Origin of the sequence: Lederbergia graminis, assembly GCF_042655485.1 — a bacterium.
GTDB classification, from domain to species: Bacteria; Bacillota; Bacilli; order Bacillales; family Bacillaceae_C; genus Lederbergia; species Lederbergia graminis.
In genome coordinates this window covers 121,876-142,107 of the sequence record NZ_JBHSMC010000027.1, presented here as the reverse complement: position 1 = coordinate 142,107, position 20,232 = coordinate 121,876, and the positions used below count along the sequence as shown (strand labels likewise).

20 protein-coding genes are annotated in these 20,232 nt (G+C 36.8%); 12 read left to right on the top strand and 8 right to left on the bottom strand.

Annotated elements, in window-relative coordinates; translation table 11 throughout:
• The first annotated feature begins 139 nt into the window (after positions 1-139).
• From ACFPM4_RS17675 to ACFPM4_RS17665, 3 genes are all read left to right on the top strand, one after another.
• On the top strand, positions 140-742 hold the full coding sequence (locus ACFPM4_RS17675) for a biotin transporter BioY (RefSeq protein WP_144921445.1): 603 nt from the start codon (positions 140-142) through the stop codon (positions 740-742).
• 209 nt (positions 743-951) lie between these two features.
• Positions 952-1,152, top strand: coding sequence for a cold-shock protein (locus tag ACFPM4_RS17670; RefSeq protein WP_144921447.1), 201 nt, complete (start codon positions 952-954; stop codon positions 1,150-1,152).
• A 688-nt stretch (positions 1,153-1,840) separates the two neighbouring features.
• A complete protein-coding gene (locus tag ACFPM4_RS17665) occupies positions 1,841-2,035 on the top strand; it encodes a hypothetical protein (protein WP_382354732.1) in 195 nt (64 codons plus the stop codon).
• 383 nt (positions 2,036-2,418) lie between these two features.
• Here the strand turns inward: ACFPM4_RS17665 and gdhA are convergent, their stop codons facing one another.
• A complete protein-coding gene (gdhA, locus tag ACFPM4_RS17660) occupies positions 2,419-3,801 on the bottom strand; it encodes an NADP-specific glutamate dehydrogenase (RefSeq protein WP_382354729.1) in 1,383 nt (460 codons plus the stop codon).
• A gap of 156 nt (positions 3,802-3,957) precedes the next feature.
• On the opposite strand from gdhA, the gene ACFPM4_RS17655 reads away from it, so the two are divergent.
• Both ACFPM4_RS17655 and ACFPM4_RS17650 read left to right on the top strand, forming a co-directional pair.
• A complete protein-coding gene (locus ACFPM4_RS17655) occupies positions 3,958-4,863 on the top strand; it encodes a LysR family transcriptional regulator (RefSeq protein ID WP_144921449.1) in 906 nt (301 codons plus the stop codon).
• A gap of 127 nt (positions 4,864-4,990) precedes the next feature.
• Positions 4,991-5,674 carry a phosphoribosylaminoimidazolesuccinocarboxamide synthase gene (locus ACFPM4_RS17650; RefSeq protein WP_382354725.1) on the top strand — a complete coding sequence of 228 codons (684 nt, stop codon included), beginning with the start codon at positions 4,991-4,993 and terminating at the stop codon, positions 5,672-5,674.
• 36 nt (positions 5,675-5,710) lie between these two features.
• On the opposite strand, the gene ACFPM4_RS17645 is transcribed toward ACFPM4_RS17650, so the two are convergent.
• Complete coding sequence (locus ACFPM4_RS17645; protein WP_382354722.1) at positions 5,711-6,862, bottom strand: MFS transporter; 1,152 nt, start codon at positions 6,860-6,862, stop codon at positions 5,711-5,713.
• A gap of 132 nt (positions 6,863-6,994) precedes the next feature.
• On the opposite strand from ACFPM4_RS17645, the gene ACFPM4_RS17640 reads away from it, so the two are divergent.
• Together ACFPM4_RS17640 and ACFPM4_RS17635 are read left to right on the top strand one after the other, a co-directional pair.
• Positions 6,995-8,032 (top strand): SepM family pheromone-processing serine protease, encoded by a 1,038-nt coding sequence (locus ACFPM4_RS17640; RefSeq protein ID WP_382354719.1) that lies wholly within the window; start codon positions 6,995-6,997, stop codon positions 8,030-8,032.
• Positions 8,033-8,170 (top strand): hypothetical protein, encoded by a 138-nt coding sequence (locus ACFPM4_RS17635; protein ID WP_382354716.1) that lies wholly within the window; start codon positions 8,033-8,035, stop codon positions 8,168-8,170.
• 106 nt (positions 8,171-8,276) lie between these two features.
• On the opposite strand, the gene ACFPM4_RS17630 is transcribed toward ACFPM4_RS17635, so the two are convergent.
• The 3 genes from ACFPM4_RS17630 to ACFPM4_RS17620 are packed head-to-tail and all read right to left on the bottom strand — an operon-like array spanning position 8,277 to position 10,320.
• Positions 8,277-9,293, bottom strand: a complete 1,017-nt coding sequence (locus ACFPM4_RS17630; protein WP_382354713.1) for a DUF1646 family protein — start codon at positions 9,291-9,293, stop codon at positions 8,277-8,279.
• A gap of 52 nt (positions 9,294-9,345) precedes the next feature.
• Positions 9,346-9,537, bottom strand: a complete 192-nt coding sequence (locus tag ACFPM4_RS17625) for a YwbE family protein (RefSeq protein ID WP_382354710.1) — start codon at positions 9,535-9,537, stop codon at positions 9,346-9,348.
• Positions 9,538-9,561: 24 nt separating this feature from the next.
• Positions 9,562-10,320 (bottom strand): AAA family ATPase, encoded by a 759-nt coding sequence (locus ACFPM4_RS17620; protein WP_382354707.1) that lies wholly within the window; start codon positions 10,318-10,320, stop codon positions 9,562-9,564.
• Between the two features lie 185 nt (positions 10,321-10,505).
• Here ACFPM4_RS17620 and ACFPM4_RS17615 point away from each other — a divergent pair, with 185 nt between their 5' ends.
• Positions 10,506-11,429 (top strand): S66 peptidase family protein, encoded by a 924-nt coding sequence (locus ACFPM4_RS17615; protein ID WP_382354704.1) that lies wholly within the window; start codon positions 10,506-10,508, stop codon positions 11,427-11,429.
• Here the strand turns inward: ACFPM4_RS17615 and ACFPM4_RS17610 are convergent.
• Positions 11,418-12,233, bottom strand: coding sequence for a YihY/virulence factor BrkB family protein (locus tag ACFPM4_RS17610; RefSeq protein WP_382354701.1), 816 nt, complete (start codon positions 12,231-12,233; stop codon positions 11,418-11,420). The genes ACFPM4_RS17615 and ACFPM4_RS17610 overlap by 12 nt on opposite strands.
• Positions 12,234-12,296: 63 nt before the next feature.
• Positions 12,297-13,280: an NAD(P)H-quinone oxidoreductase gene (locus tag ACFPM4_RS17605; protein ID WP_382354699.1), complete on the bottom strand. Its 984-nt coding sequence runs from the start codon at positions 13,278-13,280 to the stop codon at positions 12,297-12,299.
• Between the two features lie 129 nt (positions 13,281-13,409).
• Between ACFPM4_RS17605 and ACFPM4_RS17600 the strand changes: the two genes are divergently transcribed.
• The 4 genes from ACFPM4_RS17600 (at position 13,410) to recQ (ending at position 18,276) form a co-directional block, all read left to right on the top strand.
• Positions 13,410-14,618, top strand: a complete 1,209-nt coding sequence (locus tag ACFPM4_RS17600; protein ID WP_382354696.1) for a CynX/NimT family MFS transporter — start codon at positions 13,410-13,412, stop codon at positions 14,616-14,618.
• Positions 14,619-14,661: 43 nt separating this feature from the next.
• Positions 14,662-14,853, top strand: a complete 192-nt coding sequence (locus ACFPM4_RS17595) for an SE1832 family protein (protein ID WP_144921470.1) — start codon at positions 14,662-14,664, stop codon at positions 14,851-14,853.
• A 68-nt stretch (positions 14,854-14,921) separates the two neighbouring features.
• Complete coding sequence (locus tag ACFPM4_RS17590; RefSeq protein ID WP_382354693.1) at positions 14,922-16,046, top strand: hypothetical protein; 1,125 nt, start codon at positions 14,922-14,924, stop codon at positions 16,044-16,046.
• 97 nt (positions 16,047-16,143) lie between these two features.
• The gene (recQ, locus tag ACFPM4_RS17585) at positions 16,144-18,276 is read left to right on the top strand and encodes a DNA helicase RecQ (RefSeq protein ID WP_382354809.1); all 2,133 of its coding nucleotides are present in this window, start codon (positions 16,144-16,146) and stop codon (positions 18,274-18,276) included.
• A gap of 388 nt (positions 18,277-18,664) precedes the next feature.
• Here the strand turns inward: recQ and ACFPM4_RS17580 are convergent, their stop codons facing one another.
• A complete protein-coding gene (locus ACFPM4_RS17580; protein ID WP_382354690.1) occupies positions 18,665-20,020 on the bottom strand; it encodes a YjiH family protein in 1,356 nt (451 codons plus the stop codon).
• Positions 20,021-20,232: the final 212 nt, after the last annotated feature.

Sequence of the window (20,232 nt, the reverse complement as noted above, 5' to 3'; positions counted from 1 at the left end):
ACTAAATTAGTACCACGAGTTAAATTTTCGTTACAAAAAAATAAAACTTTTTTGTGTTAACCTTTTTAGATTTATAGGTTGACACAAATGATAATATTATATTATTCTCTTAATTATAGTAAATTTACGGGGTGAGATGATGGGGAGTTTGACAGTTCATACAAAAAATAAACTTGGGGCATTGGAAATAGTGTATGTTGGTATGTTCTCTGCTTTAATGATGATCGGAGCAAATATTACTTCTTTTGTTCCATTTATGGTGATAGGTGGAGTGCCAATCACATTACAAACATTTTTTGCGGTTCTAGCAGGGGCATTTCTAGGTAGTCGTCTAGGTGCGATTTCCATGGCTGTTTATGCTTTTATTGGTTTAGTTGGTGCACCTGTTTTTGCTAGGTTTAGTGGGGGATTTGGAGAAATACTAAGTCCAACTTTCGGATTCGTAATTTCATTTATTATTACTGCATATGTAACTGGGAAGATTATCGAGAAAAACAACCATATAGTTTCTTATATTATTGCTGCTTTGGTTGGTACAATCATAAATTACCTAATTGGAACAAATTGGATGTATGCAGCATATAAGCTTTGGTTTACAGCACCTGAAGCATTTTCTTATAAAGTAGCTTGGCTATGGATGGCACTACCATTTCCGAAAGATATTGTTTTAGCTGTATTAGCGGGGATGTTTGCACATCGAATGCAGAAGTTAGTAAAAAGAAGAGGGAGCGGACTAGCGTAATCCCTCTTCAAATACAAATGTTAAAAATTAGTGAACTTTTTATTTGCATTCTAAATAAATCCATGTTATGATTAAGAAACTTAATAGGTATAATCTTATAATTCACATGTTTTCACGGAATTATATTATTAATAAATGTAAGTCGTGAAAGCATGTGAATTTTTGTTTTACATCGTTATTAAGTAACACATTTTTGGAGGTTTTTTATAATGAATCAAGGTACAGTAAAATGGTTTAACGCAGAAAAAGGTTTCGGATTTATCGAAGTTGAAGGTGGAGAAGACGTATTCGTACATTTCTCAGCTATCACTGGCGACGGATTCAAAACTCTTGAAGAAGGTCAAAAAGTAAGCTTTGACATCACTCAAGGTAACCGTGGAGACCAAGCAGCTAACGTTGTAAAACTATAATTAAACTTTAAAAGCATGGAGGAGATCATACTCTTCCATGCTTTTTTTGCGTTCTATAAGATGATGATAGGTTTGAACGCGAGCTAAAGAGTGGTTAGTGCCCTACATTAAGAATAAAAAGAGGATAGGTCACTATTGAGGCTGAATAACGCCCTTAAGAATGTGAAAATGGAGAAGAGGTAACTATTCAGCGAGAATAGTGCCCTGGATTAAGGAAATACAAGAAATAGGTCACTATTGAGGCTGAATAACGCCCTTAAGAATGTGAAAATGGAGAAAAGGTAACTATTCAGCGGGAATAGCGCCCTGGATAAAGAAAATAAAAAAAGCGGTCACTATTACATTAACGGGTTCGGTTGGCGGAGAGAAAACAATAAATAACAGTATAATTAGAGGGGGAAATCGCACTAGAATTAGCCTCTCTCTTTTTATTATTATATTAAGGTATTGTGGTTACTTAGTTATGAATTGACAAGTAAATTAGCATACTCTTTACCAAGAATACAATAAATATTGTAAAGCTTTCAAAAGGTATGTTAAATAGTTTGTTAATTGAATTGCTAATCTCTATTTTGATTGATAAATAATCTTAAATTTTCATCAATAATCTAAATACTTAGGTACAATAAATTCAGAAGCTTAAAGTAACAATAGAACAAATTACGAATAACAAATGAGGGGGATTTATATGAATTCATTTATCGAAGTAACTGATAAAAAGTCAAAAGAAAAAATACTGATTAACACCTTGTTAATAGTGGATGTACGAGGAAATTGCATAACAACAACCAGTGGTGCCACTACGAAACTAGGTTTTACTAATCACAAATACGAAACTCTAGAAACTTATGAAGAAATAATGAAAAAATTAAGCGTCAGATAATATTCTTACTGCTTCACAATTCGAACCTAAAGTGCATTAAATGAACAAAGCAGTGGACAAAATTTATTCCACTGCTTTTTTACGTTTATTTTTACTGTTAATTTCTATGCAGTTTTACTTGCTAATTTGATTGAGATTTGGATTTTTCTCTCCCTGAACCGAACCCCTTACTATTACATATGATTCCCATTAAAGGAGGAAACTCAGATGAATGGAAATCAAAGCGGTCATATGATACCCATAAGGAGAGAGCCCCAGGGAGAACGGGAAACAAAGTGCTTGTATGATTCCCATAAAACACCCAAAGCAACTAAAAGGAATCAAAGAACACATAAAATGCCAATTAAAAAAGCAATCCCTCCCTTAGGAAGAATTGCTCCTCATTAAATTACGCCTTGCATCATCATTGCATCTGCGACTCTTTTGAATCCTGCAATATTAGAACCAATTACGAGATTACCTGGTTCACCGAATTCATCTGCAGCTTTAATGCTGTTGCGATATATATTTATCATGATTTTCTTAAGTTTGCGATCAACTTTTTCGAATGACCATGGTGTGCGTGAGCTGTTTTGAGCCATTTCAAGAGCAGATACTGCTACTCCACCAGCGTTTGCAGCTTTTGCAGGTGCGAAAAGTACTTCGTTCTCTAGGAAAAGATCAATAGCTTCTAGAGTTGAAGGCATGTTAGCACCTTCACCAATTGCTTTAACTTTATTATCAATAAGGATTTGCGCTGAATTTGCATCGATTTCGTTTTGTGTTGCACATGGAAGTGCGATATCACAAGGAATCGTCCAAATGCCAGTGCTACCTTCCACATATTGTGCATGTGGATGCTCGATTACATAATCAGAAATACGACGACGTTCTACTTCTTTTAATCTTTTTACAGTATCAAGATTAATGCCGTTTTCATCATAAATATAGCCGTTAGAATCACTGCACGCTACTACTTTCGCACCGTATTCTTGTGCTTTCTCAATCGCGTAAATAGATACATTACCCGATCCAGAAACTACTACTGTGCTTCCAGCGAAAGATAGGCCTTTATCTTGTAGCATTTCTTCTACGAAATATACTGTTCCATAACCTGTTGCTTCTGTTCTTGCAAGACTTCCGCCAAAGCCAACGCTTTTACCAGTTAATACACCAGCATCGAAGTTTCCGCGTAATCTTTTATATTGACCAAACATATATCCAATTTCACGAGCGCCTACACCGATATCACCAGCAGGTACGTCTACGTCAGAAGCAATATATTTAGAAAGCTCCGTCATGAAGCTTTGTGTAAATCGCATAATTTCACCATCGGATTTACCTTTAGGATCAAAGTCAGATCCACCTTTTCCTCCACCAATTGCTTGCCCAGTTAATGCATTTTTGAAAATTTGCTCGAATCCGAGGAATTTAATAATACTTGCATTAACGGAAGGATGGAATCTTAATCCGCCTTTATAAGGTCCGATTGCACTATTAAATTGCACACGAAAACCACGGTTTACTCTTACTTTACCTTGGTCATCTACCCAAGGTACTCGGAATGTAATTAATCGCTCTGGCTCAACGATTCTTTCTAAAATTCCACTTTCCATATACTTTGGTTCACGAGCAAATACAGGGACTAATGATTGAAAAATCTCTTGTACTGCTTGTAAAAATTCATATTCATTTTCGTTTCGTTGCACCACAGTTTTATAAACACTATCCACATAATTTTGAGCCGCTACCATATTCGTATCATTTGAATTAATAACCATAGCCATTTTTTTCACTCCTTCATATATATACAATTAAAAAAATCTATCGAACAAAGTTCCTTGTTAAAAATAATTTTATCTTTTACAATTAATCTAAACAATATGGATTTGAGATAGTATTAATGCCTTCCTGAGATTGATGTCGAAAAAGGTGGTGTAAAGATGGAACTGAGACAAATACAATATTTCATTGAAGTAGCTAAACGAGAGCATATGACAGAAGCTGCAGACGCTTTACATGTCGCACAGTCTGCCGTAAGTAGGCAAATCGTAAACCTGGAAGCTGAGTTAGGAATTGATCTATTTATTCGAGAGGGTAGAAATATTCGTCTAACCCCAATTGGAAAAATGTTTTTGGATAAAATGGAGCAAGCAATGGATGTTATAGAGCAATCAAGAAGGGAAATTGAGGAACATCTAGACCCTGAAAAGGGAACTGTTCGTGTTGGATTTCCGAGTAGTTTAGCTGCACATTTACTTCCTACAGTAATATCTGCATTCCGTAAAAAACATCCAAAGGTTAAATTTCAACTACACCAGGATTCTTATCATAGTCTAATTGATTCTGTCGTAACAGGTCAAATTGATATGGCTTTACTCGGCCCACTGCCTTTAGAAGAGAGGCGAGTAAAGAGTGAAATAATGTTTTTAGAAAATCTTGTTGCTCTTGTACCTTCTACCCACGAGTTAGTTGGGAAACCTTCTATTACACTTGCTGATTTACGAAGTGATGCATTTATATTATCCCCAAAAGGGTATATACTTCGTGACATTGTTGTAAAAGCTTGTAAACAACATGGTTTTGAGCCCCTTGTTTCGTTTGAGGGGAAAGATATCGATGCAATTAAAGGTCTCGTTTCTGCTGGTTTGGGTGTTACATTGCTACCAGAAATTACACTTGTTGACAGTTTACCCCGGTCAACGATAAAAATTCGCATCGATGAACCAAAAGTTACTCGTACAGTAGGGGTTATCATTCCGAGGGACCGAGATCTTTTGCCAACGGAATTACTTTTTTATAATTTTGTGAAAAACTTCTTTGACACATTGAGTGGATATCAACAATAATATTTATATTCTAGATGCCTATATAAAGACAAAGCGAAATGTCGGAATATTTTTTCGGACATGTTTTCGCAATTTTTATGCTATGCTGAAAACCTAGAAATTACTTCAGGGAGAGAAGGTATGTCGAATGAAATTTGTGTATCAAGGTAAGACAAAAGACGTGTATGCTCTTGAAAGCGGAAATTACTTATTAAAATTTAAGGACGATGTGACAGGAGAAGACGGAGTTTTTGATCCTGGTGCAAATACAGTTGGCCTTCAAATTGAAGGGGCAGGGCAAGCAGGCCTTCGACTAACGAAGTACTTTTTTGAAATCTTACAGGAAAAAGGTATTCCTACACATTTTGTGGATGCAAATATTGAAAATGCAGAGATGACGGTCAGACCAGCAAATGTATTTGGAAAAGGTCTTGAAGTGATTTGTCGTTATCGTGCTGTTGGCAGCTTCTTGCGTCGCTATGGTGCTTATGCAGAGGAAGGACAAGCTTTAGATGGCTTTGTTGAAGTAACACTGAAAGATGATGAGCGTCAAGATCCTCCAATAAGTGCAGAAGCGTTACATATGCTAGGGATTTTAACGCTTAATGAATATGATGAATTAAAAAACCTAACTAGAAAAATTTCTGATGTGGTTAAAACAGAATTAGCGAAAAAAGGTATTGAATTGTATGATATAAAACTTGAATTCGGGAGAGATGCAGAAGATAATAGCATTCTTCTAATTGACGAAATTTCAGGTGGAAATATGAGAGCATATAAAGATGGAGAGTATATTGAACCATTAGAATTAGAAAAACTAATGGTGCAGTAAGAAGAAGGCCAGTCCTCTACACGAGATGACTGGCCTTTATTCATTGGCTACTTCTTTTTCACCCTTCACATAACGCAATAATACGATAGGGATGATGACCATTGCTGCTGATATAAATGGTGCATATAAAAGTCCGTCCTGTTCGATAATAATCCCACCAATTAACGCACCTAATCCTATGCCTATATTTAATGCAGACATATTTAAGCTTAGCGCTAATTCAGAAGCACGTGGATTTATATGAATCAGTGCGTATTGAATAGCAGGGTTTGTAGACCATTGTACAAAATTCCAAATAAATACGATGACAGAGAACAAGAAAATAAATGGTAAACTAACTCGTAGTAATAGCATCATGAGCGAAAAGACGATACTTGCAACGAGCAGTGATTTTTTTGGTCCAAATATATCCGATGCAGAACCGCCTGCACTAGTCCCAATTGTTCCAGCTATACCTGCAAGTAGTAAGATAAAGCTAACAGCAGATAATGAATGTCCTGCATTCGTCATGAGTGGACTAATGTAGGAATATACAATGTAATGGGCAGCTAACAATATGGTTGTAATGGAAAGTAACGCCATTACTTGCTGATTTTTAAAGGCAGAGGTCATCTTTATTTTGCTCGCTTCTTGTTCTCCTTCTGTTTTTGGTAGAAGGATCATGATAAGAACAAAGCAAATAATAGACAGTGTGGCAATTAGCCAAAAGGTAGAACGCCATCCAAAAGCTACGCCAACATAGGTGCCAGCAGGAACACCAAATACATTTGCAGCACTAAAACCCATGTATACTAATCCTAAAATTCTTCCTTGTTTTGCTGGATCTGCAAGTTTGGCTGCAGTAGATAACACTACTACAATAAAAACCGCTGCTGATAAAGCCGTTATAACACGTACAATGGCCAGCATAAGGTAGGATGAGCTTAAAGCAGAAATGATATTACTCACGATAAAAATAAGTAGTGATGTCAGTAGTACCTTTTTGCGCTCTAATTTCGCTGTTTTTACAGATAAAATAGGAGCTCCGATGGCAAAGGAAAAGGCGTATATCGTTATTAATTGCCCAGATAGCGACTCACTGATATGGAGATCAGAAGCAACAAGTTCTAATATGCCAGCAATAATTAATTCTACTGTGCCAACGACAAAAGTGCTCATGATGAATAAAAATAATAGCCTTTTTTTCATGTAATCAATCTTCTTTCTTTTCGATTTAAACAATTAGGCGAAAGTGTTTTCAGTTTGTTAAAATGGATGATATGAGTATCAACAAAATATTGTATCGAAAATAAATAGAGAAAGTAAAGAAAGGAGCAGGATATGAGTTCAACTCTTTCAAAGAAAAAGAAACAGAGAATAATAATAGGAATTCTCCTTGTTTTTGCCATTACGCTATTTATTCCAACTCCATATTACATATATCGACCAGGTACGGTGGAAGAATTAGCTTCCAAAGTTACGGTAGAAGATGGCGATAAAAGTGCTGAAGGAAGCTTATATTTAACGACGGTCTTATCAATGCGTGCAAGTAATATTTATTATTTAGCATATGGCTTACTTGCTCCCCATACGGACTTGCGTAAGGTAAAAGAAGTAAGGGGAAATATGAGTGATGAAGAGTATAGTCGTCTACTGGAACATATGATGAACACATCTCAGCAAAATGCCTATGCTGCAGCATTCCAAGCAGCAAATGAAGAGATTACAATTACACCAAAGGGAGTATTCGTCCGCCAAATTACGGAAACATCTGATGCCTTCCATAAGTTAGAGGTTGGTGATGTAATTACTCAAGTGGACGAACAACCTGTAAAGGAAGCAACAGACTTTATAGATTATCTTGCACATAAAAAGGCTGGAGATACAATCAATCTTACTTTTGTTCGAGATAGCTCCGAAAAAACAGAGAGTATCAAACTGATTCCATTAGAAAATGGAGCAAACTCAGCGGGAGTAGGGATTGTTACTGAAACGAAGTATACGGTGGATACAGTGCGAAATGTTAATATAGATGCGGAAGATATTGGTGGTCCTTCTGCAGGTTTAATGTTTTCACTGGAGATTTACAACCAGCTAACTCCTGGTGATATTACGAAAGGCTATGAAATTGCTGGTACAGGTACAATTGATATGAATGGAAATGTCGGTCAAATAGGTGGAATACGTGAAAAAATAACGGCTGTGGATCGTGCTGATATCGATATCTTCTTTTGCCCTGCTGATATCGGGGAGTATGATACAAATGAAAAAGAAGTGTTGGAAAAAGCGAAGGAAGAAGGATACGACGTAACCATCGTTCCTGTAAAAACATTACAAGAAGCGATTGATTACTTACAAAATCTACCGGAGAAAAAGTAATTGGTAGCAAAATTTAATAATTGGAAGTTACTTCAAGGTGCTCAACGCACAGAAGAGAACTGCTTCCAATACGGAATTAGGTATAATCTAGTACTAATAATGAAACATCTGCAGCGGAATCAACCGACACCTTTATGAAAGAAATAATTGCAAAAATTACTTAAACAAAAAGCCAAGCTATCTTGAACTGTTTCAAGTGATAGTTTGGCTTTTTTACTTATCTACATGCTTCAGTCCGTAAGTTTTAATGAAATACCAAGATGATAATAAAATACACAACCATGGCTGCTAGTCCGATGGGGAGTCCGATGCGTGCCCATTCGCGGCTTGTGATGTTGAGTTTTCCAGCGGCGATGATGTTAGGGATATTACCTGGGATAAGCATTCCACCACTAATGAGCAGACCTAAAAGAATGGCTTTTATTGTTGGTCCATCCATTGCAGGACTAACTTCTGCTGCGGCAAGCGTTGCATTATCGAGAACTGCAGAAATCATATTAATCCAATAAAGGATAAGTGGACTAAGTCCGAGTAGGAATCTTTCAATAAATGGTTCAAATCCAGCACCAAGTAAAGTTAACCCCATAACAAAAAGGTAAATTTTCACAGTACGAAAAATAATTTCTTTATAAGATTCCGGTTTTAATGAAGAAGAAAGTCCAGGTCCTTCTGATTTTGGTTTAACAAAGAATGCAGCCATTAATGCGAAAATAATAACACCAGGAATGACATCTGCACCAATTAATTTAAGTAAATAGAGGAAATCCTCGTCCAATTTATTAACAACAATAGTAGAAAGTGGTTCACCAATTGGAGTTAATGCAGCGCCAAGTCCAATGGCAAAGCAAGCAAGAACAACAAGATATAACTCAGATTTGCGGTCTAACTTTAATACACTTACTACGAGCACTAGCACAATTGCTGCGATGATTGCAGTAATGATACTAGAAAGTAACCCTAAGATAGCTACAAATAATGCAATGAATAGTCGAAATGGGATTGCTTTACTCATTCCTAGTATCCCTTTTTCTAACGGTGCTTGTAACCAGCGGAATAATAGTCCAGCGATAAGGACAGCTAATGTAATATGAATAGGATCCTCTAATGCTTTTACGAATAAATCCTTATTAAGAACTCCACTAATTGCTGCTGCTGCGATTCCCATTGCAAACAGAAAAATTTCCAAGTTTTCTTCCACTACTTTTATAGTGAAAGGTAAAAATAGAACGAGCAATAAGATAATAGTTAATCCAATAATCATGTATTCAACCTTCTTTAAAAATAAGATTTCCCTCTAGCAAGGATGTTTGCCTTTACATAATATTCTTAACTCTTCCTACTTGTCCACTCTCGAGCCTTACTTTAATTCCATGTGGATGAAAGGAAGACTTCGTCAAAATATCTTTTACAGTGCCCTTTGTTAATTTCCCTGTACGTTGATCTTGCTTTAAAACAATCTCGACTTTCATACCAGGAGAAATATCGTTTCGATTTTGTCCATTCATATTATTATCATTCCTATTCTAATGTCATTCGTATAACAAATGGTGTAATAACCTATCCTTATCATCGAAGAATTGCTTCATTAGCATATAATGTTGTGTTTCTTCGAGAGTTTTTTCTGCAATGCCATCAAGTGAAAATTCATAAATAATCGAATTGGGATATGCCATTATTATTGGTGAATGGGTAGCGATGATAAGCTGAGATTCTTGTTGAGCAAGCTCGTGAATTCTTGCTAACATGGAAAGTTGGCGTAAGGGGGATAAAGCGGCCTCAGGCTCATCCATGATGTACAAACCCTCCCCGTCAAAGCGATTTGAAAAAGTCGCAAAGAACGATTCCCCATGGGATTGTTCATGTAAAGAAACTCCGCCATAGCGTTCGATTATTTTAGGACTCGGACTAGGCTCACGATCTAATTCTTCAATATTAGTAGCTACATTATAATATGATTCTGCCCTTAGAAAAAATCCATCTTTAGGTCTTTGAATCCCTTTTATTAATCGGATATATTGTTCTAATTCAGAATGAGAATCATGAGTAGAGAAGTTAAAGTTAAAGGAGCCTCCTTCAGGGTTAAAGCCCGCACATATCGCAATTGCTTCCAGTAATGTAGATTTACCCATCCCATTTTCACCAATTAAATATGTAACCTGTGGGTGGAATTCAAGTTCATCCAATTCTTTTATTATCGGTAAATTAAAAGGGTATTTATTATGTGATGATATGTATTCTCTAAGAAGTTTTACACTTCGTATATATTGATTTATCTTTGATAAGTACATAACTACCACTCCATATGATAAACTGTCTATTTTCAGTTTAGCTTATTCACCAAAAAAGGACATTAGGAAATGTTGAAATGCGTCATATTTCCTCGGAAATATTCGAAAAAGCAATCATTATTTTCTTATATAATGAAAACTATCCCATATACATAATAATGGTGAGTGGGAAGGAGAGGTAATGAGTGGATTATAATCATGGGAAATTATTAAATAAAGGTGATACGGTTGGATTGACTGCACCTGCTGGACCAGTAAAGGCAGATAAGTTAGAGGCGGCTATTAATGTAATAAAGGAAATGGGATTCGAAGTAGAAATTGGTCAAACATGTTTTGTGAATTATGGTGGTTATTTAGCTGGTCCACCAGAGCTTAGGGCTCGTGAATTAAATGCAATGTTTGCTAATCCAAATATATCTGCAATTTTTTGTTTGCGTGGTGGTTACGGATCTCCGCAACTATTACATATGTTGGATTATGAACTGATTTTTCGTCATCCAAAATTATTCATTGGATATAGTGACATAACTGCTCTCCATATTGCTTTACAGCAACAGAGTAAGCTGGCTACAATTCATGGACCAATGCCGGCATCAGACTTGATAGAAGCAGATGAGTTTACGAAAGCACATCTCCAGAATGTATTAATGCATCCGAGGCAATTAAGAGTAATGAAAAACCCAGGGGAGAAACAAATCGGTTGTCTCGTACCAGGCTTTGCCCAAGGTATTTTAACAGGAGGGAATTTAACCCTTATTACGAGCCTGCTAGGCACCCCGTATGAAATTGAGACGAAGGGTAAAATACTTTTCTTAGAAGATATTGCAGAAGAACCATACAAAATTGATCGGATGTTAACTCAGCTTGCTTTAGCAGGGAAGTTTTCTGATGTAGCTGGAATAATTTTAGGAACTTGGACTAATTGCACTTCCAAAGAAGGACAGGAAAGCTTTCAGGTGGAAGATTTATTTGAAAAAATCATCGCCCCATATAATAAGCCTACGATTTATAATGTTCAAGCTGGTCATTGCAAACCAGCACTAACGTTACCTTTTGGAGAAGTCGCTTATGTGGATGCAACGAATAAAACCTTTTTGTTAGGAGTTTAGCTTGCTTATTTTTTTTCCTATCCAGTATGCATTAATTAAACCACCAATTAATAGTACAGCTGCTGATAAGTAAAACCAAATCATAAGTACAATGATACTTCCAATCTGACCGTACAGTTTCGTATAACTTGCAAAGGTAACATAGTAGGAAAAAGCAACAGATACACTTTGCCAGCCAATCGTAGCAAATATAGTACCAGGTATGATATGAACTAACTTAATCTTGGTGCTAGGTACGAACTTGTATACTAATAGGAAGAAGAAAAATAAATAGACCGAACCAAATACCCATTTTAATAGGAGCCACCATTCTTGAATGGTGGCAGAGTATTTGATATGAGAGGAAATATACACACGTCCTATTTCTTCTCCAACCGGTACTAAAAGCGAAACAGTTAAGGTAATCATTAAACTGGCAGTTAGTATAAGGTCTTTACCTAAGGCAAGAAAGAATCCTTCTTTACGCTTAATTTGATATGCATCGTTCATGGCTCTAACAAGTGACTGAACCGCCATAGAGGCAATCCAAAAGGATGCGAGTAAACTTAAGGAAGCAAGTTGGGTTTGCTGTTCACCAAGAATACCTCGTAAATTCGCTTCAATTAAAGAGAAACTTCTTTTTGGGGCATATGGCTCAATCACTAAGAGTACATCCTCCGTCTTAACAGGTAGGAAACTAATTAGTGATACTGCAAAGATGAGAAAAGGAAAAATGGAAAGCATAAAATAATATGCCATATGAGCAGATTGATCATGAAAACGTTCTGTGAAAAAACGTTTAATAATTAATAAAACACTACTCATTTACATTCTCCTCACATCATTTCCTCCTTTATATCTTGTACAAAAGTGTCAAAAAAATGTTCGTTAGCCATTAACGCGTAATACGATCTTCCCTGCATTTTTATTTGCTTCCATATGCTGGTGTGCATCATTCACTTCTTGCCAATCCCATACTGAATCAATGATAGGTTTTAAGGAACCATCGGCAAATTTTAATAATGAATAAGAGGCAAACTCTTTTGTTAATGCAATTTTTTTCTCAATTGGTTGTACACGTAGAGCAGTGCCAATTACTTGTACTCTTTTAAAAAGTATTTTTCCAAGATCAACATTCTCTAATGTTGAACCACCCATTGTTCCTACGAGAATTAGTTTTCCGTCTAATGCTAGGGAATCAATATTTTGTTCCCAATATGGTGCTCCAATAAAATCAAGAATCAGATTTACACCTTTACCGTCTGTTGCTTCCAGTACTTTTTCAGCAAAAGGACCTTCCTTGTAATCAATTGCGACATCTGCACCAAGTGATGTACAAAGAGCGCGCTTTTCTTCAGTTCCAGCAGTAACGATTATTTTCGCACCAATGTCCCGTGCAAGTTGGATTGCTGCAGTCCCTACACCACTTGCACCTGCATGGATGAGTATCGTTTCTCCTTGTTTTAATTTTCCGAGCCAAATGGTATTTAAATAGGCTGTTAAGAAAACTTCTGGAATGGCAGCAGCTTCTTCAAATGAAAGGTTTTCTGGGATGGGTATCGCCATATCAGCAGGAATTGCTGCATATTCAGCATAACCTCCTCCAGGGAGTAGGGCACAAACACGATCCCCTTTTTTCCAACCTGTTACATCACTGCCAATCTCCTCAATCACGCCACTCATTTCCAATCCAATAATCGGAGAAGCTCCTTTAGGAGGTGGATAATGTCCTCTTTTTTGTAAAAGATCAGCACGATTCAATGCAGTAGCTTTTACCTTGATAAGCAAATCCTTATTTCCAATCGTTGGTTTTTCTACCTTATCGAAAAACATGCTTTGTGTATCTTCGTTAACGAGCAATGCTTTCATCATCAGAAATCATCTCCTTATAAAATAAAAGTCAAAAGCCCCATTATATGTTATCGTATAGAAGCAAGTAGAAACTTACAAATATTTCGAATGGACAATCTATATTTTGGGATAAATGAGGGTACATAGAAGATGACAATCAAACATAGCAGGCTTCAAAGCTTTATTTTAATTTTAGGCATCATATTTATTGCATTTAACTTACGTCCAGCGATCACATCTGTTGGTCCTTTAATTGGCGATATACGTGCTGATCTTGGCATCTCCAACGGTGTTGCGGGTATGATCACAACTTTACCACTATTAGGATTTGCGGTATTTTCACTAACAGCGCCAAAGATTGCTAGAAATCTTGGTACAGAGCGTACAATCTTTTTCAGTCTAATTGTGTTGTTAATCGGGATTTTTGTACGAAATACGAGTAGTGTTGCCATTTTATTTTTGGGAACTGCTTTAATTGGAATTGGTATTGCTATTTGTAATGTGCTACTTCCTGCAATAGTGAAAAAGTATTTCCCAACTAAAGCAGGCATCATGACAAGTGTGTATTCTACCTCGATGGGATTATGTGCAGCGGTAGCATCCGGTATTAGTATTCCGATTGCAACAGGGTTAGGGGTAGGCTGGAAACAAGCACTGCTAGTATGGGGAATAATCGCCTTTCTTGGAATTGTGATATGGCTGCCACAGATTATCAACCACAACAATCGATCTGTTGACCGTAAAACGAATAAACCATCAGCAAAATTATGGACATCAACCTTAGCTTGGCAAGTTACTTTCTTTATAGGGTTGCAGTCGATTCTCTTTTACTGTTCCATCGCATGGATGCCACAAATCTTAATGGATCGTGGACTCAACATTTCGAGTGCAGGCTGGATGTTATCGATTATGCAATTTGCAAGCTTACCTGCTAATTTTATTACACCAGTACTCGCTGGAAAACTAGAGACTCAACGACCAATCGTTTTAGTAAATGGAGTATTGTATGTATCAAGTTTATTAGGAATATTGATAGGTGAGGGGAGTGTTTTTCTAACAGTTTGTATCATTCTCCTGGGAATTGCGCAAGGATCAAGTATAAGTTTAGCGTTAACATTCTTTAGTTTACGGGCTCGGAATGCAAGTAGTGCTGCACAGTTATCAGGAATGGCTCAGTCAGTAGGCTATTTATTGGCGGCAATAGGACCATTACTGCTTGGAATTTTATTTGATTTTACCCAATCATGGACATTACCGCTTATCACATTATTAATTGTTGCAGGAGCTACAACTTTGGCTGGAATCGGAGCAGGACGCAATGAGTATGTGGATACTCATAATGCTGAGATGAAATATTGATATAATATGAACTGATGGATAACTTAAATGATGAGGTGCACTAATGAATAAAAAAGAAATCGAATATAAGATTGCAGACTTAAAAGCAGACTATGTAAGATTACAACATGATTTGGAGAAGCTAGAATATGTGAAAGGGAATCTCCATCCGTTAGAACGACAATTAGAACAAATTGAAAATGAACTACGTGAATTAAATAAACAGCTTGATGAACTAGACGATAGCCAATTCTAATATTGGACGTTGCCAAGCATTCGTGCATAGCCTAAATAGAATCATCCTTCAAAAAGGAGTTGACAACAATGAGTGCGAATATCTTAAGGTATTTTGCGGGTGGGAATACAGCGAAAGGTTTCTATAATTTATATGATTCCAATTTAGCTGGATTAGAGCGTGTTTTTATCCTATCTGGAAAGTCAAAAGTAGAAAAATCAAACATAATTGAACGCTTAGTAACGAAATGGGAAGACGGTCCATATCCATTAGAAATTATTCATAGAGCAAGTGATCCAGAGCGGGTCGAAGGTTTTATCATTCGACAGCTTGGAGTAGCGGTGTTAGATGGTGATCATCCAAGTGTAGTGGGCGATGAATTTGTTGGATCACAATGGGAAACGATCGATTTAGATCAAAATCAGTTGCATGCTAGGTTGGATGAAAAAGCAGATATCATTCACGATATAAAAACGAAAATGGAACGCGCATTTAATAATGCCTACGCAGCATATGCAGAAGGCCTCCGTGTCCATGACGATTGGGAAGATATATACATTGGAAAAATGGATTTTAATAAGGCCAATGAAGTGACAAATGGGTTAATCGCTCACATATTGCCAAAGGTGAACAAAAGAAATGAGCCAGCGACTAGTACGGATCTATTAATTAAAAGAAGATTTCTTGGAGCAGCCACTCCCGAAGGACCGGTAGACTTTGTCGATAATATTACAGAGGGACTTGGAAAAAGATTTTTTCTAAAAGGAAGAGCAGGAACTGGAAAGTCTACATTGCTGAAGAAGATTGTTGCAGAAGCGAAGGAGCAAGGGTACGAAACAGAAGTATATCATTGTGGTTTTGCACCTGAGAGCTTGGATATGGTACTAGTAAGAGAACTTGGTTGGGCTGTATTTGATAGTACTAGTCCACATGAGTATTTTCCGAGTAAACCAAATGATGAGATTGTGGATATGTATGAATTAACCGTTGCCCCTGGTACAGACGAAGCATTTGCAGAGGAAATCGCTAAAATTGAAGCGAAATATCGTGAATACATGGCAGAAGCGAAGAGCTTTTTACAAGAGGCAAAAGGGTTTCAAGATCAATTAGAAGACATCTATCGAGAAGTGACTGACAGTTCCCATCTCGATGAAATATATCAAGGGTTGGATAGTGAGATTCAAATAATTGCAGATAATACGGAGCAAAAATAATGCCTTCTTACTAACAAGTAAGAAGGTTTTTCTTTTTGTTCAGGAGCAAAGATTTTTTGCTATACTAAAGCTAATGAACAAAATGGAGGTTTTTGTATTGTTGCCGAAAGCACAGGAATTACTGCAATCCAAATTTGGATACAGTCAGTTTCGCCAAGGTCAGGAGGCGATTATCCAAAAAATAATGGATGGCAAAGATACACTTGGGATTATGCCAACAGGTGGGGGGAAATCGGTCTGTTACCAAATTCCCGCAATGTTAATGCGTGGCGTTACAATTGTTGTTTCTCCACTAATATCATTAATGAAGGATCAGGTAGATGCGCTTGAGAAAACAGGGATACCATCTACTTATATAAATAGTGCGATTAGTAACGATGAAATGCAAGAACGTCTAGCTAGTATTTATAACGGAGAATATAAACTTGTCTATATTGCTCCTGAACGTTTAGAAACACCTTCTTTTTTAAGACTATTAGAAGGAATTTATGTCTCTTTTGTTGCCATTGATGAAGCACATTGTATCTCGCAATGGGGACATGACTTTCGTCCAAGCTACTTACATATAAAAAAATTAATTGGACATTTGCGTCCAAAACCGACTGTGCTAGCTTTAACAGCTACTGCAACGCCGCAAGTACAATCGGACATCAGTGATTTACTTGAGGTTCACGAAGAAGATGTAGTCGTCACAGGTTTCGAGCGAAAAAATCTCCACTTTCAAGTTGTTAAAGGCCAGGATCGTGATCACTTTTTGCTTGATTATATTGAAAAGAATAGGGAGCAAGCAGGTATCGTTTATGCAGCAACACGGAAAGAAGTGGACAGGATCCATCACTTTTTAGAAGCAAGAGGATTGCGAGTCGGAAAATATCACGCAGGACTGTCTGAACAACAACGGAATCAGCAACAAGAACGTTTTTTATATGATGATATCTCCATTATGGTGGCAACGAATGCATTTGGGATGGGGATTAATAAATCAAATGTGCGCTATGTGATCCATTATCATATACCAAGAAATATGGAGGCTTATTATCAAGAAGCCGGGAGAGCGGGAAGAGATGGAGAAGAAAGTGCCTGTATTTTATTGTTTGCTCCACAAGATACCCACATCCAATCTTTCTTAATTGATCAATCTGATATGGATGAAGCTCGGAAAGAAAATGAATATGCGAAATTACGAAAAATGGTCGCCTATGGTCATACTGAATCATGCTTACAACAATATATTCTTCATTACTTTGGTGAAGAAAATGCCCCAGAATGCGGAAAATGTGGTAACTGTACAGATGACCGTGCCCAAATCGATGTGACTGTTGAGGCACAAATGGTGTTATCATGCATTCGCCGTATGAACGAACGCTTCGGAAAAACAATGATTACAAAGGTACTAACAGGTTCTGGCGATAAAAAGATTAAAAGTTTTGGTTTTGATAAGTTAACGACATACGGAATTATGAAAGAGAAAACACAAAAAGCCGTAAATGAGTTTATAGACTTTTTAACTGCAGAAGGATATTTAAGGCCAACAGATGGAGCCTACCCTGTATTAATGATAACGGAGAAATCTGGTGATGTACTCCGTGGAACCGAGAAAGTGTATCGGAAGGAAAGAGTGCGAATCGCTCAAATTGTGAAGGATGATGAGTTGTTTGAGCGGTTGCGAATGGTACGGAAGGAAATCGCTGAAGCTGAAAAAGTTCCTCCATATATCATTTTCTCGGATGTTACATTAAGAGAAATGAGTGCAAAACTCCCAATGAGTAAGAGTGAACTTTTACAAATAAAAGGGGTAGGGGAGCGTAAACTCGAATCCTATGGGGAAGCATTTTTGCTGGAGATCCAACAATACAGTGAGGAAAATAACATAGAGAGAGAGGTGGAAATCGAGAGGGGGAATACACCAATTTCAAGAACCACAACAACGAAAAGTGATAAGGAAAAAAGCCATCACACGACATATGATCTTTTGCAAGAAGGATTTACAATTGCTGAAATAGCTACACAGCGTGGTCTATCGGAAAGAACGATTGAAAATCACGTTATTAAATGTGCAGAAGAAGGCATGGATGTTAATTGGGATTCCTTCATACCAGAAGGAGCAGAGGAACAGATTGCAGCTGCGGTCGAAGAAGCAGATTCCGAGCGCCTAACCCCGATAAAACAACTGCTTCCTGAAGATATAAGCTTTTTTATGATAAGAGCTTACTTGGAAAAACAAATGTAATGAAATACAAAATATTTTATTGCTATAAAAACACTCCTGAAATTCAGTGAGCCTTTCGGGTGCACATGGAGATATATCTTTTACTTAAATGACGACTTAAACATTACATTTGTGATTTTTAAGTCGTCTTTGCATTCATAAAGGATATTTTAAAATACTGTTTTAAATAGACCATTTAGACGTCTATTCATTGTAAGGAGTTGCTCGATAAGTATCTTAAATTTTTTTACAGACTTCGTTGATTGGAGCGGAAATCAGCTATATGAATGGAAGAATCATTCAAAGGTCTACAATGGTATCGCGCTTCGAACTGAGGAGTTACACCAAAGTTTTTATAGTGAGGATAGAAAAAGCAGTCACGAACAAAATGCTCGTGACTGCTTAGAAATTAAAAGATAAAATGTGCAATTGCTGTAATGATTGGCAATGTAATGATTGTACGTAATAGGAAAATGATAATTAAATCCTTCATACCTACTGGAATCTTAGAACCGATTAGTAGTCCACCAACTTCAGACATGTAAATGAGCTGTGTGACAGATACTCCAGCGATGACGAAGCGAGTTAGTTCTGATTCAATACCTTCCGCTAATATAGCAGGTAAGAACATATCGGCAAAACCAACAACCATTGTTTGTGATGCAGCTTTCGCCTCTGGAATTTGTAGTAACTCTAGAAGAGGAACGAACGGTGTTCCTAGCCATTGGAAAACAGGTGTAAATTCTGCAATTACTAATGCCAGTGTTCCTAGTGCCATAACAATTGGTGCAACACCAATCCACATATCTAAAATATTTTTAGAGCCGTCTTGGAAAAACTTTTTCACACTTGTACTTTTTTGAGCTTGTAGTTGTGCTTGTTCTAATCCAAATTGGAGACGTGAATATCCTTCAGGAATCAACTCTGATGTATGATCATCTTCTTTATCGTTTATGAATGTATTTGGCTTCTTTGCTAGTGGCCATATACGTGGCATAATAATTGCTGCAATAAAACCAGCAAAAGTAACTGCTAAATAAAATGGGAAGAAATAATTCATTAAGCCAACTTGACCGATGATAACGATACAGAACGTAATCGATACAATCGAGAAAGTAGTTCCAATAATGGCAGCTTCTTTTTTAGTATAATGTCCGTCTTCATATTGCTTACTTGTGAGAAGCACCCCAATCGTTCCATCTCCAAGCCATGAAGCTATCGCATCGATCGATGAACGTCCAGGTAATTTAAATAATGGACGCATAAATTTCGTTAACAATGCCCCAAATAATTCTAGTAAACCAAAATTTAATAATAATGGAAGTAATAGGCCAGCAAATAAAAATACGCTAAAAAGAACTGGTAATAAATCATATAGTAAAACTCCACCTGTATTTTCAGACCAAATAGCTTCTGGGCCTAATTCGAAATAAACCATTACAGCAAATATTGCTGCAAGTACACGTGCGATAACCCAAATAACAGGAATATCGAATAGAGCAGTAAAGAATGGAGAGTTTTTAATAAAAGCAGGCTTTACTGTTTTTGCAAGGATAGTCCCTAGTAAAGCTACGATAATAATGACAAGCATAATAGCAGGTATGCTTGACCCTAGTAGTTCTTGCAAAAAGTTTGCCATTGCAGCAACTGGAATCGTAATCCCACTTTCTTTAGATGGAAGTGGAATCATGAATAGAAAAATACCAAGTAAGGAAGGGATTAAAAATAGTAAAAAGTGCGATAGATTAAATTGTTTTTTATTCAATGGAGTTCACCTTTTCGTTTATAAATATTCAATAAAACTTATTTTAATGCATAAGTGCTAAAATTGCTAGTCTTATTTTTATGGAAAATAGTAGAAAACTAAAGTTGTGCAATTGAATAAAATATGAATTTTCTATAAACCGCATTTTTGCAATGTTATCGATAATTAGCTAGAATTACAATATATACAAATTGCAACACGAAGGAGCTAAT